Source organism: Tannerella forsythia (genome assembly GCF_001006485.1).
In the GTDB taxonomy this organism is placed as follows: Bacteria; Bacteroidota; Bacteroidia; order Bacteroidales; family Tannerellaceae; genus Tannerella; species Tannerella forsythia.
In genome coordinates this window covers 391,860-410,714 of sequence record NZ_JUET01000058.1, presented here as the reverse complement: position 1 = coordinate 410,714, position 18,855 = coordinate 391,860, and the positions used below count along the sequence as shown (strand labels likewise).

Below are 18,855 nucleotides of genomic sequence, written 5' to 3'. Positions count from 1 at the left end.
TATAGGATTCAAAAAATAATACATATCTTTAAACACCTCATAAAATGCATACCGAAACAAGCCATTTATAATTCCAATAATCACCGGAAGAAGCAATACATGCGATAATTTGATGATTCGTCGATCCGGACGAATGTATAACGAAAGAATGAATATCATGATTTGTATGGCAGTTAGCAGATTATTGTTTTTTGCTAAAGGTGCAAGACAGATCAATAAGATAATGATCGTTAGCCTTAGTTGTTTCGATTTATACATAAAGGGAGAAAAAAGAGCGATTGACCTCTTGACAGCCAATCCGTATAAACCTCATCCAACTGATTCCAAATTCTTTTAACACCATCTGAGGCCATTTCCAGTTTTGGTAAGCCAGTTGAACTATTCCGGGAACAAGAATAAGAAAAAGAATACCGGTTCGGGAAAATAGAATCAGCAATCCGTATCCGATTAACGTACACAAGCCGGAAAGCAATGCCGCATTAAAGAATGGGATGTGATTCGCTGATGAGATGATGTTTGCAAAACAACTATGATTTGCTTCCAACAATCTGATTAAACAATAGACAACCAGAATATAAGAAGCCGGCAGTACGGCATTTGACTGAATAACAGACAAGAGTTTCGGTGCTACCCATACGAGTAATATCGCACCGATGATAAACAGAGGATAAAAGAGCACCATGGAAGATGCAAATTTTTTGATTAGCATCTCCCTGTTTCCCGTCACCCGATAAGATGCAAAGGCCGGTGTTTGTATGGTGATAAGTGTAGTGGATACAAGCGCAATAACATTACTTAGCTGAATCATCAGTCCATAAGAGCCAACTTCTTCAAGAGGAAGATATAGACCGGATAAAAACACTCCCAGTTGTGAAACTACATATCCTGCAATCGTGATAAGGCTTAATTTACGGATATTAGGCCATGAAACAGATAAGACCGATCTGATCTCGGAAAAAGAAACCTCCTCTTGTATTTTTTCTTTCAGTCCGTCCCTGTAAAAATAGAAATGAGCCAAGAAACGTCCGATGATCGGCGCTAACAGGTTTGCCACCGCAATACTTATCAGTCCCAGATCACAATAAACCAAACCGATCGCAATACACATATTTAGCACTTTGGTAAGCACAAACGATTTCTGAGACTCTTTGATAAATCCTCTGCCAATCAGTAACGAATGATAATATAAGAGATAGATCGTACAAAAGACAGACAGGCAAAAAAGAATCCAAATCCACATCATGTTGTTCACCGTAGCAAAACGGTCTGTTACGATATACATGTAAAATGTACCAACGGATAGTAACAGGAGCCCTACTCCGAGAGCAAACCGTTTATACGCATATTGTGTCGCGCGGATAACGGATGATAAGAGCCTGTAATTAACACTTCCTCCCGTATGTAGATGGTCATACCCTTCTTTTTTTAAGACATTTGCCCCATTAAAGACATACGTAATATTCCGCGTAAATTGAGGAGAAAAGCCTGCATCCAACAAAGGAATAAAAGCGCTAATAGATAATAGGATATAATTTATCCCGATCTCCTGACTGCTTAACTTATGCAAGATGGCCGGAAGAATCAGGATACCTGCTCCGATAGATAGGAATTGAGAGAGATAACTCCATAAAATGTCCTTTTTAGAAATAGAAACAGGCTTTATGCTTTTTTTCATTATCATTTTACTTGTTGCCAGAAACGCCGGATTCGTTTGTTCTCTCTAAGATGCTTACTCGAAAAAACGACTCGCCGTATAACTTCCGACACGATGATTTTCAGATAACGTACGAATGATATCTTATATGGTTTCCGCCGGTATCGTGTGTCATTCTTTTTCTCCCATCTGTCGACAAACTGATAGACGGCACTGTCCGGCGTCTTTGCAATCGCCCATGATGCCCCGATATGCGAACTGTAATATTTATGGAATTCGGAAGATGAAGGATACATCAGTATCGTATCTTTGTTATCCGTACAGATTAACCCGCATTTGCCGGTCATATCCACCAGGCTTTTTCGTGTAAAAAAACGGATATGAGTATCATCCAGCAGTCCCATGTTTTGATATTCGAATTCACCCTCCAGTAGAGAAAGTATGATCGACGAATGTCCGATATTGGGTACAGACGTCAATATACAATCCCCATAGCGAACAACGGTCTGCAAGGTGCCAAGAGGGTCTCGGAGGTGTTCCAGCACATCGGCAAAGAGAATGTAATCGAAATATCGGCCTTGCAGCTCCTGTTCCCAACTTCCGGTATCGATATTGGAAACAATAACTTGCTCGGCATATAAAGCAATCGTCTCGGCCATAACAGGATTAATCTCGACAGCTACCACATGGCAATGAAGTTGCTCCTTCATGTATCGGGTCATATATCCCATGCCCGGTCCGAATTCCAAAACGCGGGAGTTCGGCTTTACCCACATCAATATCTGAGGAATGTTGTTCGGAGTATAAACGATTTGATCCGTTCCGTATATTTTCATCTGACAACTAATTACACGCGTTCTCGTCACTCCCATTTGCAATGAGGGAATAACCGCTTAAACAGACCTTTAAATGGTCGGGTAATATTCGGGCAAAAGTACAAAAGTTTCCTTTAAATCCAAGCACTTGAGATAAAAAACACAGAAAGGACTTTGCGCTCTTCATCGCTCTACCACACCCTTTTTCTACCCTTTCCGGAATGCTAACCTATGACCATCTTTTCTATGGATTTTCTTTGCGGATATGGCTCAAAGAATTCGTCAAAAGAACACTGATTGATAAATAAATTGTATTTTTGTTCTATTGATAACACTTTAGAACCCATTAATTTTTATAGGATGAAACGGTTTCTTTCTTTATTCTTATTTCTCCTGACATCGTTCGTAGCGATGACGCAGGTGACGACCGACCCTGCCATTGTGACGGAGGTCGGAACGGTGAAAATCATTTTCGATGCGTCGAAAGGAAATGGCGGACTGAAAGGATATGCCGGCCCTGTTTATGCCCATACCGGCGTGATCACGGACAAGAGCACGAGCGGAAGCGACTGGAAGTATGCTCCTTCGTGGGGAGACAATCAGGAAAAATACAAACTTGCTTCGTTGGGTGGCGACCGATGGCAACTGACCCTTTCGCCGAATATACGAGCCTATTACGGTGTGCCGGCAGACGAGAAGATTCTTAAGCTGGCTTTCGTTTTCCGCAGCGGCGACAAACAAAAAGAAGGGAAGGGAGAAGGCAATACCGACATCTTTGTGACGCTGAACGAGCAGGCGTTTGTTCCTGCGGTGCCCGAGCGTAAGCCGCGTCCGGAGGGAATAACAGACGGCATAACGTATCGTGAAGACGGCTCTGTCGTGCTTTCGCTCTATGCGCCCGGCAAGCGGCACGTGCATCTTCTGGGCGACTTCAACCGCTGGACAAAGAGCAACGACTGGCAGATGTACCGTGACGGTGATCACTGGTGGAGAACAGTCGGCGGACTGAAGAAAGGTGAAGAATATGCGTTCCAGTATCTTATTGATAATGCATTCAAGGTTGCGGATGCTTATGCCGAGAAGATACTCGATCCGTGGAATGACCGTGCCATTCCCGTCACCGTCTATCCCGACCTGAAACCTTATCCGATGCAGACGGAAGGCATCGTTTCGGTGATGCGTACGGGAGCAGAGCCGTATCGATGGCAGACGACCTGCTTCGACCCGACGGCTGCCGACCGGCTGGTAGTCTATGAGTTGCTCGTTCGCGATTTTACGAAAGAGGGAACGATTACGGCAGCCATCGGCAAGTTGGACTACCTGAAAGCCATGGGCGTGAATGCCGTCGAGCTGATGCCCGTACAGGAGTTCGATGGAAACGACAGCTGGGGGTACAACCCGTCATTCTATTTTGCACCCGACAAGGCCTACGGTACGCCCAACGACTATAAACGCTTCATCGACGAAGCACATGCACGGGGCATGTCGGTCATCCTCGACGTCGTCTTCAATCATGCGACGCTGTCGCATCCTTTCGCACGCCTCTATTGGGATGGTGAGACGGGGAAGCCGGCCGCCGACAATCCGTGGTTCAACGTCGACGCACCCCATCCTTACAACGTGTTCTCCGACTTCAATCACGAATATTCCGGTACGCGTGAATTTTTCAAACGGGTATTGAAGCATTGGCTGACGGTCTATCGTGTCGACGGCTTCCGGTTCGATCTGACGAAAGGATTTACGCAAACGAAATCGACTGAAGCTACGGCTTCCCGCTATGATGCGTCACGTATTGCGATTCTGAAAGATTACCATGCGCATATTCGGAAAATCAACCCGAAAGCATATACGATCCTCGAACATTTCTGCGAAAACAAAGAAGAAAAGGAACTGGCCGACGACGGGATGCTGCTCTGGAACAACATGAATCACGCCTATTGCCAGTCGGCCATGGGCTATAAGGACGGCAGCAGCCTGAAGGGCGGCAGTGCAACCTCGCGCGGCTGGAAAGAGCATCGTCTGATGACGTATCAGGAAAGCCACGACGAAGAACGCACGATGTACAAGGCGAAAACGTGGGGCATCCCGCCGGTCAAAAGCGATGAGGCGACACGTCTTCGTCGGGCGGCGCTCAATGCGGCTTTTCTGCTGTGTACACCCGGCCCGAAGATGATCTGGCAGTTCGGCGAGTTGGGCTACGATTATTCGATCGAAGAGAATGGCCGTACAGGACGTAAGCCGGTACGGTGGGACTATTACGAGGAGATGCACCGCCATGACCTGTTCGATACGTACACCCGGCTGCTCGCTTTGCGCCGGAAATATCCCGGGCTGTTTGCTTCACCTGCATCGGAAACGATGAATACCGACGCATCGGACTGGGAGAACGGCCGGCGTATCGCACTGCAACATGCAGAGGCCGATCTGCTGCTGTTAGGCAATTTTACCGACAAGCCTCTCTCTGTCCCGGCACAGTTCCCGACAACAGGAAGGTGGAAGGATATCTTCAGTGATGCCGCTGCATTTCTGGAAATCGGAGCAACCGATAAGAACCGGGAAGTGCTGCTTCAACCTCACAGCTTTCATCTTTATCTCCGTGAACCGGGGTTGTCGCCTAACGAAAAGATCGAAGCCGTTGCTCCGTGCGAGATTCGTTTGCATGAGGGGGCGATCGCCGTCCGAAGTGCAGAAAAGATCAGCCGGATAAGCCTCTATTCATTCGGAGGCTGTCTGCTTCGCGCCGCCGACCGTGCCGGGAGATTGGATGTAGCAGATATTTCGTCCGGCATTTATCTGGTTACGGTGCGTACCGCAAGCGGCGAAGTCTACAGCCAAAAGATCGTTATCGACCGGTAGTCATATATCGGTTTGCGCCTCGCAAAATTAACGTAGCCTTATTGCGGAATATGTTCCGGCTTAAACGAAATTCGGGACATTACAGGGGGAGGAAAATTTTGACACGCGAGCCTTAAAATCCGATAGGCATAGAAAAAAATCCGATAGGCATAAAAAAAAATCCGATAAGCATCGGATCCGGAACTTATGCCTGTCGGATTCTTTTCGGTCGGGTATATCATAAATCGGACGACTGTTTGGAGTGTACTGCCAAAACCCAAACGGAGACGATCAGAAAGGATAACCGAGTGCCAGATGGAAGCCGAGCGCATCTCTGAGAGAGGGAGCATTAAAGTATCCTCGGCGGTCGGTCGAGTAAGGGAAATGCAGTGCATAACCGATGTCGAAGCGAAAGACGAGCACGTCCATGTCGTAACGAAAACCAACACCGGTGCCCGTCGCGATGTCGTTGAGGAAATGTTTCCATTTGAGCTGACCGCCGGGACGTGCCCGGTCGTTACGCATAAGCCATACATTTCCCATGTCGAGATAAACGGCTCCATCCAGATCACCGACCAGCCGGAAACGGTACTCGGCATTCGCCTCGAACTTGATATCGCCGATCTGGTCGATATATGCATACGGATTGTCACGATCGGGGGCAAAACGTCCGGGGCCTACGCTGCGGATCGTAAAGGCGCGGATGCTGTTTGCTCCACCTACGTAGAACTGCTCGCCGTAAGGTGCTTGTAAGGTGTTGCCGTAGCTGTAAATCACACCTCCACCGACACGGAAAGCAAGCCGGTGATTGCGGTTAATGTAATGGTTGTAACGAAGCTCGGTCGTGACTTTCAGAAACTGTGAGAACGGATTACCCAGAAGCCTCTTTTCGTCGTTAAACCTGCGACCGAATAAGGCATAGGCGCCGGAGAGGAGATTACCGGCCTCGGAGACGGAGAAACGCCACCACGTTTTACTCCGTTCTTCGCGTACAGACGAGTTATCGAGCGTGTACGAATATTCGATGGCAGGAAAGAACTGATCCTGCAGGCTCTGGCGTACCGAGGGGTTGAGGGAGACAATGCTGTCGAAGCGTTGAGTTGTATGGAGCAAACGGGAAAATGTCAGTCGGACAGGCGTGAAGGTATGGCGGCGTATCGGATTCGGCACAAACTCGTATGCGAGGCTTCCTCCGAAAACGAGCTGTCTGAAAAAGTGCGCCCGGTTAAGCTGTGAGATTTGTGCGTCCATGCGTGTTGAGGCAGAGAAATCGTACGCGCCTCGTCCCAAGCGTGGAAGCACGAGGCGTGGGAAAGTCAGCGTACCTTTCGCTCCTACCTCGTAATTGTTCACCATCCCCGTATGGCCGGCTGCACGGGCTCCCGTCTGCCACTCGTATGAACCAAACAGTGAAGCCGCCAGTGTCTCGCCTCCGCCGAACATGTTGCGGCGTGTAACGCCAAGTACGATGCCGGGACCGGCGTAGTTATTGTCGTTCATCGTCGCCTTGATCTCAAACCGGCTGTTGAACGGATAATCGTATGACGTATAGATTTGAACATTCATCGTATCGGATGTATGAGACGAGTCGGTGGGCATATATTGCATGTCGGTATAACGGAAGATGCCAAGCCTGCTTAGGGCAAGCTGTGTCTCGGTCTGTTTTTCGAGCGAATAAAGTTCGCCGCATGTAAACTGTAATTGCTTGTATAACACGGAAGGTTTTACGCGCAATCTATTCTCATAATAAATGGTAAGGTCTTTATAAGAGATGCTGTCGGTGGGCATCTCGTTATCGTAGCCACTCAGATAAATGGAGATGCGGCCGATATACCACGGACGCAGCAAGGTTTCCGGAACGCCCTGTTTCAGTCCGACCCGAAGATCGACCTTTTTTTCGCGCAACGACGAATCCGCCTGATAAATGATGTATTCGGGACGAAAGAAATAATATCCGTTGTTTCGCATAATCGTGGCGAGACGTTGTCGCTCAGCTTCCAACGTCTCTATGCTAAAACGGTCGCCTTTGCGCAGAAGTCGCTTATCTTCCTGCAGCTTCAGCAGTGTGTCACCCCGATTTTGCATGCGCCGGTAAAAGATCGAATCGAGCGTATAAGGTTCGTTGAGGGTAATCTCGTAACGCACACCGGCCTTAAGCGAATCTTTTTTATTCGGTACGATCTCGCAGGATGCCGTCCCTGTAAAATAGCCATTCTCACGTAGCAGATTCTGCGCCACACGTGCCCGCGTAGCCGGCGTAACCGTTGAGATAAAGACCGGTTTTGCGGCAAGCCAGCGAAACATCCATTCATGAAACGCTCCCTTCTTGTTGACATGCGCATTATACATCCACAGCCCCAGCGGAAACGGGGTACGCTTCGACGAACTGCCCAGTAGCGCATTGTTGGGCGGATATGCGAGCGCTTCTTCCACCTTGCCCAATACCTCATCGGCTTCACGGACATGCTCCCGATCGGTCACTGTAATACTCTCGATGCCGGTATACAATACCTCGCCCTTCGGCAAGTTCTTCGTCGTCGAACATGCACACAACCCGCCCAAAAGCAACCCTACAATTCCCGTGCCGATCCAGCTATTCATCTTTTTCCTGCTCCTCTTCATTTTTCTCTGACGAATCATTGTCCGGCTCATTCCTGTACGAATCATCTTCCCTTCGGATAGCCGGTTGTCTGCGAAAATCAAACAGATCCCCAAACCGTCTCGTTTTACGACGGAAGATCACCTCCACCCCTCTCTTTCGGATTTCTCCTTCAAACAGGTTCTCGTAATCTTTCTGACTGAATATTCGGATGAAACGGGATCCTTCGGTATCGAGACGATATTCGAGCGATGCATCATCGACATAAAACCGGTCGCCAGTCACCGGATCATTAGTCGAATACCTCATCCCCAGCGTGGTGTATAAACGATCGTTCATAAAACCTTTATAAAAACGTCCGAGATAATCGATTCGCCGGCCTTTTCCGTCGGTACCGTCATACGTATTCACATCGAAAGAAAAAGGCACTTCTCCCAGCAAACTGCCAAGCATATTATTGATTTCGCGCTGCAACAAACTGCTCAAGGCAGCCCCGACATCCATTCGCTCTGTTCCAGCACCGTCACCGGCCAAGTAAACCCCCGTCACCAGCAAACTGATCGCCTGCTTACTGCGTTCCTCTTCTCCCATGGCAGCCAACTGGTTCTGCACGGCGCCATTGTTCGGCGCTTCCAAAATAAATTTCAACGCCATCTTTTGCAACTCCTGCCGCACCTGAATGCCGGTATTGAAATCGACCATCTGCGACTGACCATCCAAATTGACCGACGAACGTAACCGACTTAAAGCGGTAAGGTTCAGGAACGGATTCATCGGATTGCCTCGCCATTCGACATAACTGCCATCACGAATCGTAAAATCGGTCAATGGAATGACCGGAATGCTGTATCGAACCAGTCCGTCCGATATCGTATAACGTCCGTTCAGCCTCATATCACCCAGTGAAGTGTACTGAAACGACAGATCGCCGCCTCCTTTCAGTTCGATACGGTTCGACTGTTCACCGCCCAAATCAATCTTCAGACGGACAACGGGGTCGATGCGAACAGTCATGAGCATATCCATACTTCCCACCGACGGAAGCGGCTGAACAGTCTCAGCCGTGCTCAAGGTCTCGCCCCACCGACGACGCTTGGGAATCGTATCGGAGAAATACGTAAACGTGACGAGATCGGCAAAGTTATCACGACTCTCCAGTTTAGACTCCGGAACTACATACGTCAGGTTTGTACTGCCGAGCACATGCAGATCGCCTCGCATGTACATGGCACGCAACGGCCCTTTCAGAGTGGTATTCAGATCGACCAGCATCTTGCCATAAATCATACTTCCCGGCTCTTTGCGGGTGTCCAGCAGCTGCATGTTGTTTGCAGTCAGCCTTAAATTAACGGTCTCGTGCATCGGACGACTGATATCTACTATTCCATTAATGATAAACGGATTGTTTCCATTCGTATAAATACTGTATTTATTAAAACGAATCTTGCTGTTTTTCATTTCTATTTTACGGTCGTCGAAACGGAGATCCGTTCCGGCAGCCGTCACGTATGCAAATGCCGAGTCCAATTGCAGATGACCGTTCCATGAAGGTTTTTTGTTTGTTCCGGCCAAAGTCATTCGCCCATTCAGCCATCCCTGCATACGGCCTGTTTCGCCCAGAAAAGGATTCAACATCTTCAATGGCAGCTGGCTGAGAGTCATGGTGCCGCTTACCTGGTGATTTTTTGACGGCTGATAAAGAGCGGAGAGCATGGCGATTTCAGCTTGATTGTGGAAGAAGTGTGCGTCAAACTGATGTCTGTCGTTATCAAGCGGCAGATATACCCCGTTCAACAACAGCTCTCCCATGCTCCCTCCCTGATAAACGAGATCATCGACGCTGGCATCGGTCGCCACCATAAACGATTTTTCCATCGGCACATAGCGCAGTGCCACGTTGGCTAACCCTCCCATGACAGGGATCGGGGCGAAGTGCGACACTTTCTCTAAATTTATCTGACTGATTTCGACGGATAGTTCATCCATTTTTCCGTTTGTTTCCGTCGAATGAATCCACAAGGAGGCATTCTGTTCACCGATCAGCTTCAGGTTGGCCGATATATCTTTCAGAGTGCGTATCTCCATGTAATTGTCTTTGTTGAGTATAAACGGCATAAAACCCAGCACGGGATTTTCGGGGAAAAACTCAAAGCGGAAACCTTCAGGTTGTTTGGTGGCGCGAGCACCGAACCGGAGTCCCGTCTCCCCGCGGGCATCCCGATAACTGGCTTCGATATCGGCCATTCCGGTTTGAAGCCGGCCGTGTACACCGGCCGTAAACGGTTTCTGCCGTCGAAATCTGTTTTTCGTCACATCACAAGTGTAGCGCAATCCATCGATCGAATCTTGCCGGATGCTCAAACGTACCGTATCAATCTTGATCGTGTCTTTCATGAGCGAAAGCAACAGTCCGTTCGCATTGACCCCATCCTGCGGAGATGTCGAAGCCCGAAACGAAAAACGATCGAAAGAGAGATCATTCTCCTGCAAATAATTCTGCAACGGGTTATCATGCCCTGCTTCAACCTGTAAATCAAGCTCGGGCAATAAGGGTGTCAGATGCTGCAAATATGCGACGGTATCTTTCTTCATTTGCTTCTGGAAATCATCCGACACCTCCGTCAGTTTGCCGATAAGAGCTTCCAAATCGGTATTTCCTGTCAACACCATCCCAAGGTCGCCCGCATGGAATGAAACGCGCGTCGTATCTTCGTTGCACGCCGCATGCAGAGTCAGCGTTTTCGGCCTTACCTTCTGTTTCTCCATTGCCATCTCCCAGTTACCGAGCGTCACGTCCAGTCGATGTCGCTTCTTCAAGTCCGTATCGATTTCCGAGAAAAGTTGAAACGAATTGGATAGAGGTTTTTCCGTTACGTTCAACCCGTGCAAATCCAATGTATCCATGTCGACAATCAACATCCCTGCAATTTTGTCTTTACGTATATTTCCATCGAATGTGACCGTTCCCTTCAGATACGGATAAGCGCTCGCCATCCGGGCATTTGCCTGATGATTGCGATAAGTACCTTCTACCGAGATGCCCGAAATATACCGATCTTTGTATTGCAACCCCTTCAGTTCTCCATCAAATATAAGATGGGTCGCTTTCGAGAAAAAGTCCGTCCCTTTTCCCTCGGCACGTAACGAGCCTGTCACATGGAATATCGAATCTTCAGGCAGGAAACGTATCAAATTCAGACTGTCAATCATCAGATCAGCTGCGTAAGCCTTCTGAAAAGCATGATACTTTCCTGAAAAACGAGCCGATCCATTTCCTTCGGAGAGCAACATATTCGCCTGATAAACCCCGCGAGTTAATGTCGCAGCCATCTTCAGTCGCAAACTGTCCGGAATATTGATGCGTCCTCCGGATAAGGCCGGCAGCCATGTTTTCAGCCATTGCTTGTTTTGCATCTGCACACTCAGAGACAATTCTCCGGAACGATATACGTCATCCGTCAACCGTTCTGCCGCGCCATGTGCATCTATCCGGAACGCGCCGGGCAAGGCGCCCTGAAACCGGTGAACATACAACTGCCGCATATTACCCTCGACGGCCGCATGAAAAGTCAGTAACGTGTCGGGATATTTTTCTTCTAAAAAGGACACATGTTGGCCCATCGGCACGAAAACATCTTGCAAATGGACTGATGCCTTAAGTTCAGCCTGCAGACGACCCAGCGGGTCTTTGGCCAGAGAGTTCCAGGGAACCATCGCTCGCAGTTCAACCAGCGAACGAGGTAAGCGCAGTTCGCAATACGGGACGGATAATGCGATGTTGTCGCTCCATACACGGCCGGTAAAGGAAGTAATTTGCAAGCCCGAACGTTCGTTCATCGAACACGCGCGAAGATGAGCTCTGATATCCGGCTCACGGTAAAAGACTGAGTCCAACTCCAGATTGATTTGAGAAAGTAGCAGATGCGACGGATCAAAGCCTTCGGCAGGAGGTCGGTCGCTGGCATCATAAGAGACAAAGCTGTCTGACAAATCCAGTTTTGACACGCTATACTGCCCCGCACCCAAATCGACGGCGCCATTTGTAAGTGTCGCTTCCCCGATGAGAGTCTCTAAACGGAGAGAATCTGAAGGCATGCGTAACCGGAATGCAATCTGTCGGAGACGAAGGCGATTGGCCAGAATCGTCCAATTGACTTGCGTATCTGTCGTATCCGATGACGCTGAAAGCGAATCAATTTGCAACGTTATATCGGCATCAGTAATCGAAAGCTGGTTTAACATGGCTTTTTCTTTCGACAGATACACCCGCCCTCCATAGGTCATAAGCTCGCCGATGTGACCTTCAACACTCATGCCTTCGAGCCATTGCTTCGTACGGACGGATACATCCGTTATCAACACGGATGATACCCAAATTTCCTTGTCGAGTAAGGGCAACGGACGAATTTTCACGGACAGTTCACCGACAGAAAACAACGTGTCTTGCGATGCATCTTGCACCGATACCTTCTGTAGCGTCAGGTTCAATGGGTACGACAAAAGAATGCGACCTGCACCGATCTTCGTGCCCAAAGCCTCGGAGGCGTATTGCGTTACATGCTTCAAGGCGAAGTTTTGAACGGCAGGGACATACAAGAGTAATGAGAGAATCGACACCAGCAATACGGGCGTCAGCAGCAGCCAGGCAATTCCTTTTACCCACTTATTTCCCCCTTTATTCTTGTGCTCCGTTGTCGTCTCCATCCTTTAAAACCTTGCAAAAATACATGGAAAAAACAGATATTCATAGCATGCACGATTGTTTTTCCAGCGTAAAGTCGTAATTTTGCGTCCGCTATTAAAACAACAAATGATACGAGGAAAAGTTATAACCGTAGTCATGCCGGCTTATAATGCCGAACAAACATTGCGACAGACCTATGCAGAAATTCCTTTCGATATTGTCGATCATGTCGTATTGGTTGATGACGCCAGCTCGGATCATACGTCCGATGTCGCTCGTGAGTTAGGGATACGGTACGTCATCAAACACAAAAAAAACAAAGGCTACGGAGGCAATCAGAAGACTTGTTACGACAAAGCACTCGAGATCGGTTCCGATATTGTGGTGATGCTTCATCCCGACTATCAGTATACACCGCTTCTGCTAACGTCCATTTGCTATATGATCGCCAGTGGACTGTATCCTGTAGTCATCGCTTCGCGTATCCTCGGCAAAGGAGCCCTTGCGGGAGGAATGCCGCTTTATAAATACGTTGCTAACCGTTTTCTGACCTTCATACAGAATTTGTTGATGGGGCAGAAACTGAGTGAATATCATACCGGGTACCGGGCCTTTACAAAAGAAGTATTGCTGGCGGTTCCCTATGAGAGAAATTCGGACGATTTCGTTTTCGACAACCAGATGCTGGCGCAAATTTTCTACTGGGGATTCAGTATCGGCGAAGTCAGTTGTCCGACCAGATACTTTGAGGAAGCCTCGTCCATCAACCTGAGGCGAAGCATCACATACGGCTGGGGCGTATTGGGCGTATCGTTCGCTTACCGTCTCCAAAAGATGCGGCTTGCTGATTTTAAATTATTCAGACCTTGAACGCGATGAACAAACTAAAAAAGCACAAACAGACAGAGGTACACCAACACGAAAATAAGGTGTACAAGCCTCGTCCCGATCAGGGAACATACACCCGAATCAACCGTTTTTTTGAACGGCACGAACGTATATTCTTTGTCATTTCGATGATTTTGGGAGCGTTGATGAGCATCCTGCTTTTCGATATCAAAGTCAGCCTCAGCGGCGACGACTGCGACTATATTATAAACGCTCAAAACTTCTGGCGAGACTTCCGGTTTCCGGGATTCCGCGGGCCGCTGTATCCGATCGTCCTTGCTCCGTTCGTCGGCGTGTTCGGGATCAAGCTGATCCTGCTTAAATCGCTGTCGGCCGTTTTTATTCTGCTTTCACTCTGGCTCACATATAAAAGTTTCCGGGGCATCGTTCCCGCACTTGTACTGATGCCTGCGCTATTGCTTACAAGTCTTTGCTCGTTCGTCTTCTTCTATGCAAGCCATACGTACAGCGAACCGATGTTTATGCTGACTCAGGCGCTTTTTCTCTACTTCTTTTCCAATTATTTTTTGCGTAACGGCAATGTGTCCTACACCCTGAAAACAGACTGGGAAAAATACCTCATCCTCGGCATGCTGGCACTGTGTATGGGGCTTACACGCAGCATCGGATATGCTGTTATAGGAGCCGTAGCTCTCTTCTTCATGGTAAAGTTACGATGGAAAGACTTGTTGTATACGGTTGTTGCCACTGTGCTTGTCTTCGCGGCGTTTCAACTCTTCAAAACCGTTGTTTGGCCTGAAGCCGGTAGCGCTTACGATATCCGAAACTATTTAGCGAAAGACTACTACGCTCCGAGCCAGGGAATGGAAGATTGGGCAGGTTTCATGAACCGCTTTCTCATCAATTCGCAAATCTACCTTTCTGCTTTCTTATGCCAGATGATGGGAGTCATTCCGGAAACTCCCAGCAACCTGCCCCAAACAGATGTATGGCGCACCGTGATCATATACCTGCTCTATTTTTCGGGACTTGCCATCGTATTCAGACGGAATATGGCGCTACTGTTCGTGGGAATCTACATCGGCGTGATGAACTTTGCGAGCTTTGTACTGCTCCAAATCATCTGGGGACAAGACCGGCTGATCATGATTTATTATCCGTTGATCCTTCTGTTCCTGCTCGGAGGACTGTGCTACCTGTTTCAATCCAAACCGTTAAGAAAATTTTTCTTTATCTACCCGGTGTTATTGTTTGTCGTATGCGGAGGTACACTCATCATATCAAAGAATCGGGTGGCGCGCAACATCCCCGTCTTGCAGCAGAATATGCTTGGCGAAACACTTTACGGCCTCACGCCCGACTGGCAGAATTTTATCAAGGCAAGTCAGTGGGCTGCCCACAATCTGGAGAAAGATGCCGTTATCGTCAGCCGTAAGGCGTCGATCTCAAAGATTTATGCCGACCGTGATTTTACAGGACTACCGGCAACATTGACGGTCCCGCTCGACACCCTGGAATATCTGAAAAAGAATGAAAAAGCCCCGTTTATTATCGCTGTCGATAAACATGCATTTTATGGAGAACAACTTCAATACGTCATCACTTCCGTGACCCCTGTAAACATCGGGGGAAGAGAGGTCCATCAGATAGGCATCTATCTGATGGACGACAGTTTAAAAAACCAGACTTCAGAAATGTTGAGAGATGCAGGTGCGACATACACGAACGACCTGGAAGATTTTATACGGGAATGCCGAAAAGTTGATCTTGTAACCCTGCGTATCTATGATCCTGATATGATGAATCGCTACCTTGTAGAAAGAGGCATCGATTATCTGCTATTGCCCCAACTCCGTCAAGATCCGACACAGAATAACGGTATATATATCAATAGCATCCATCGCTATGTATGGTTTATCTCTCAAAAGTATGAAGGACGGTTTCAGACCGTGAAAACGTTTGGTACGTCGGAGCCATGCGAGATCGTAAAATTTATTCATTAAAAAGAACAGAAACAGCATGTTTAGAATCGGTTGTCATTTATCGGCCTCCAAAGGATTTCTGGCCATGGGCAAAGAGGCCGTGAGTATCGGAGCCAATACCTTTCAGTTTTTCACACGCAATCCAAGGGGAGGAACGGCCAAACCTATCGATGAGAAAGATGTAGAGGCCTTCCTTCAACTGGCTAAGGAGCACGATATTTCTTCCATCGTGGCACACGCGCCTTACACCCTGAATGCCTGCGCTGCCGACGCTGGTCTGCGAAAATTTGCGACGGAAACCATGGCTGACGACCTGCGACGGATGGAATACGTACCCGGGAATTTCTACAACTTCCACCCCGGAAGCCATGTAAAACAGGGGGTAGAAATCGGCATCGACTACATCGTCGAAATGCTGAACCGGATCCTGAAACCGGAACAACGTACAACCGTTCTGCTGGAAACCATGGCCGGCAAAGGAAGCGAAATCGGCCGTTCGTTCGAAGAGCTGCGTGCCATCATCGACAGGGTCGAGCTGGCGCATCTCTTGGGAGTATGTCTCGATACATGCCACATCTTCGACGGCGGATACGATATCATCCATCAGCTTGATGAGGTGATAGACGAATTCGACCGAATCATCGGGCTGGATAGACTGCGTGCTATTCACCTTAATGACAGCCTTAACCCAATGGGCAGCCACAAAGATCGCCATGCCAAAATCGGAGAAGGAAATATCGGCCTCGAAGCTATCACCCGTATCATCAATCATCCGGCACTGCGTGATTTGCCATTCAATCTTGAAACGCCGAACGAATTAGATGGCTATGCGGCCGAGATTAGGTTACTGAAATCGTTGCGAAAAGACTAAAATAAAGAGACTTTATCGTACAAAATACAAACGCGATGAAACGTGCGCTTTATCTCTTGTCCGGGATACTGATCCTGCTATCCGCCGCGATTGCAGGAGGAAGTTTTTACATGCTTGACTATTCGCTCTGTCCCGCCAATAACTCGGGCAAAGATACCGACGGATCGTATGCGTACATGTTTACCGAGTATCCGTTCATCAAGCCTTGGGCTGACAGCCTGAAACAAACCGGCGCCTTACGCGATACGTTTATCCTCCGCAACGGCATCCGCCTTCATGCGCTTTATGCAGAGGCGCCCCAACCGACCCGACGCACCGCCCTGATCGTTCACGGATACACGGATAGCGCCGTGCGGATGCTGATGATCGGCTATCTTTATCATCACGATCTCGAGTTCAACATCCTGTTGCCCGATTTATATGGCGGAGGAGAAAGCGAAGGAGAACATATCCGTATGGGATGGCTCGACAGACACGACGTGAGGCGTTGGGCGGAAGTAGCCCATACAATGTTCGGCGACTCAACACAAATCGTTGTGCACGGAATCTCAATGGGAGCGGCAACGGCGATGATGATGGCCGGCGACGCGCAACCCGACTACGTGCGATGCTTCGTCGAAGATTGCGGGTACACAAGCGTCTGGGACGAATTCTCGAAAGAATTGAAAGTCGGCTTCGGACTGCCCGAAATACCGATGCTATATACAACGAACCTGCTGTGTAAGTGGCTTTACGGTTGGGACTTCCGCGAAGCCTCCGCACTGAAACAGATCGAAAAAAGCCAATACCCGATCCTCTTTATCCACGGCGATGCGGACGATTATGTCCCTACGTGGATGGTTTATACACTATACAAAGCTAAAAAACAAGGTGATAAAGAACTGTGGATCGTTCCCTGCACTGCTCATGCCGTCTCTTACCGTGACAACCGCGAGGAATACACCCAACGGGTCAGTGCATTTGTCGGGAAATATCTTTGACAGCAACAACGATCACATCTTCTTTGCAAGCACACTGATTACCTTATAGATACATCGATAAAATATCAGAGAATGTTGAGCCAGTCAAGCCTGCACACTGCATTACGACCTTTTTTTATTCATGAATTTTATTTTTTCAAAAAATATTCTCTACCTTTGCACCCGCAAATGCCCAGATGGCGGAATCGGTAGACGCGCTGGTCTCAAACACCAGTGGAGTAACATCCATCCCGGTTCGACCCCGGGTCTGGGTACTACAAAAAGAGTTAGATTGCTTATTTTCAAGCATTTAACTCTTTTTTCTTTTTAAAATTGTTCCCAGCCATCCCATTATGGAAACATGAAAATATAAACTTTACTTGGTGGAACAAAGCAAAAACAGTCCTTTTGAATAAAAATAAAGCCAACTAAATAACAATTAATGGAACAAGGCATATGGCAAGAGATAGAAGCAATGCACTAAAAGTTCACGAAACTTGGTATCAGTGAAGCGGTGGACTATGAAAATTACTACCTCTATTCCCTTATTATCCACTCTACCGCCATTGAGGGCTCTACACTAACAGGAGTAGAAACTCAGTTGCTGTTTGATGAAAGTGTGGTGACTAGTGGCAAACCATTCGTGTATCATTTAATGAATGAGGATTTGAAGAATGCCTACGAACGGGCTAAAGAAGAAGCAAGGCATCAAACACCCATTACCTCTTGTTTCCTGCAAACACTAAACGCAACCTTGATGCGTCCTACCGGGAGCGTTCATAATGTAACATTGCTGTCCGATAAAAGTTATTTTCGAAAGAAAGACTGTCTCTTTTATCGGACAGCATTGATAGCCAAACCGATTTTCACCCATTATTATTGCATAAGCTAATCATAAACAATCACTTAAAGACTGAGCAATTCAACAAAGCAGCGTTTTAAAGTCGTTTTTCTTACATCAATCGCAGGGAAGAAATTTTATCAAAAAGCAATGATAAACAATAGCTAAAGGGGCTATCTTACTTTTTGGACAGCCCCTTTTTCGATAGATAGACTGGTCTGTTTTGGTTCATCCCCGAATTGCGTTGGCAGATAAAATTGCTGTTTAAACAGTTAAAACAGAATTTTCCGTTGAAGTATTTTCTTGGCGACAATGAGAATGCCATCAAAATACAAATGAATATCCGTGTTTGTACCTAAAAGCTCCATTAAACTATTTAATAACAATAATTTGGATGTATGGATTGGAGCAAGAAATAAATTTCTGTATATCAGTAATATATAATTAATTTTAGGCATATATACGGACATTCATAAAATACAAATATACTGCGCTCTGATAGTGAATTTGCTCTTAACAGTGGTTCAAAAACAGTTAAAACGCTCTTGGTCTTTCTCCTATTTGGTAAGTTTTTTTGAGAATACATCTGTTTAACTACCTCCATTTAATGCGTTTTCTGGAAAATCCGGAGAAGGATTGGCTGAGAAACCGGCAAAAGTTGGAACAGCAAAACTTATTCGATCGGCAGGGCTTGCTTTTTGAATATGAATATGGAAAATAATGAAGCCTTGTTTATCAGAGATATATAATATGAATTACGAGATTA

At 47.4% G+C, this 18,855-nt stretch carries 9 protein-coding genes, 1 tRNA gene and 2 pseudogenes; 8 read left to right on the top strand and 4 right to left on the bottom strand.

Annotated features, from left to right (window positions below; genetic code table 11):
* Window positions 1–250: 250 nt before the first annotated feature.
* Complete coding sequence (gene wzx / locus Tanf_RS04735; protein WP_046825052.1) at window positions 251–1,675, bottom strand: O-unit flippase-like protein; 1,425 nt, start codon at window positions 1,673–1,675, stop codon at window positions 251–253.
* A gap of 2 nt (window positions 1,676–1,677) precedes the next feature.
* Window positions 1,678–2,490: a class I SAM-dependent methyltransferase gene (locus Tanf_RS13780; protein WP_052449004.1), complete on the bottom strand. Its 813-nt coding sequence runs from the start codon at window positions 2,488–2,490 to the stop codon at window positions 1,678–1,680.
* A 339-nt stretch (window positions 2,491–2,829) separates the two neighbouring features.
* On the opposite strand from Tanf_RS13780, the gene Tanf_RS04725 reads away from it, so the two are divergent.
* Entirely contained in the window at window positions 2,830–5,325 is a 2,496-nt protein-coding gene (locus tag Tanf_RS04725) for an alpha-amylase family glycosyl hydrolase (protein ID WP_052449003.1), read from the top strand.
* A gap of 270 nt (window positions 5,326–5,595) precedes the next feature.
* Here the strand turns inward: Tanf_RS04725 and tamL are convergent, their stop codons facing one another.
* Window positions 5,596–7,905 (bottom strand): translocation and assembly module lipoprotein TamL, encoded by a 2,310-nt coding sequence (gene tamL / locus Tanf_RS04715; protein ID WP_046825050.1) that lies wholly within the window; start codon window positions 7,903–7,905, stop codon window positions 5,596–5,598.
* A complete protein-coding gene (locus Tanf_RS04710) occupies window positions 7,898–12,607 on the bottom strand; it encodes a translocation/assembly module TamB domain-containing protein (protein ID WP_052449002.1) in 4,710 nt (1,569 codons plus the stop codon). Before Tanf_RS04710 ends, tamL begins: the two co-directional genes overlap by 8 nt.
* A 106-nt stretch (window positions 12,608–12,713) precedes the next feature.
* Here Tanf_RS04710 and Tanf_RS04705 point away from each other — a divergent pair, with 106 nt between their 5' ends.
* The 7 genes and pseudogenes from Tanf_RS04705 to Tanf_RS16335 all read left to right on the top strand — a co-directional run.
* Window positions 12,714–13,457, top strand: a complete 744-nt coding sequence (locus Tanf_RS04705; protein ID WP_046825049.1) for a glycosyltransferase family 2 protein — start codon at window positions 12,714–12,716, stop codon at window positions 13,455–13,457.
* 5 nt (window positions 13,458–13,462) lie between these two features.
* Window positions 13,463–15,439: an ArnT family glycosyltransferase gene (locus tag Tanf_RS04700; protein WP_140230702.1), complete on the top strand. Its 1,977-nt coding sequence runs from the start codon at window positions 13,463–13,465 to the stop codon at window positions 15,437–15,439.
* Window positions 15,440–15,455: 16 nt separating this feature from the next.
* A complete protein-coding gene (locus Tanf_RS04695) occupies window positions 15,456–16,289 on the top strand; it encodes a deoxyribonuclease IV (protein ID WP_046825047.1) in 834 nt (277 codons plus the stop codon).
* 35 nt (window positions 16,290–16,324) lie between these two features.
* The gene (locus Tanf_RS04690; protein ID WP_046825046.1) at window positions 16,325–17,269 is read left to right on the top strand and encodes an alpha/beta hydrolase; all 945 of its coding nucleotides are present in this window, start codon (window positions 16,325–16,327) and stop codon (window positions 17,267–17,269) included.
* 170 nt (window positions 17,270–17,439) lie between these two features.
* Window positions 17,440–17,523: transfer RNA gene (locus Tanf_RS04685), tRNA-Leu, on the top strand.
* A 227-nt stretch (window positions 17,524–17,750) separates the two neighbouring features.
* Window positions 17,751–18,065: pseudogene (locus Tanf_RS14170) on the top strand (Fic family protein); the annotation flags it as partial.
* A 266-nt stretch (window positions 18,066–18,331) separates the two neighbouring features.
* Window positions 18,332–18,427: pseudogene (locus tag Tanf_RS16335) on the top strand (IS4 family transposase); the annotation flags it as partial.
* Between the last annotated feature and the right edge of the window lie 428 nt (window positions 18,428–18,855).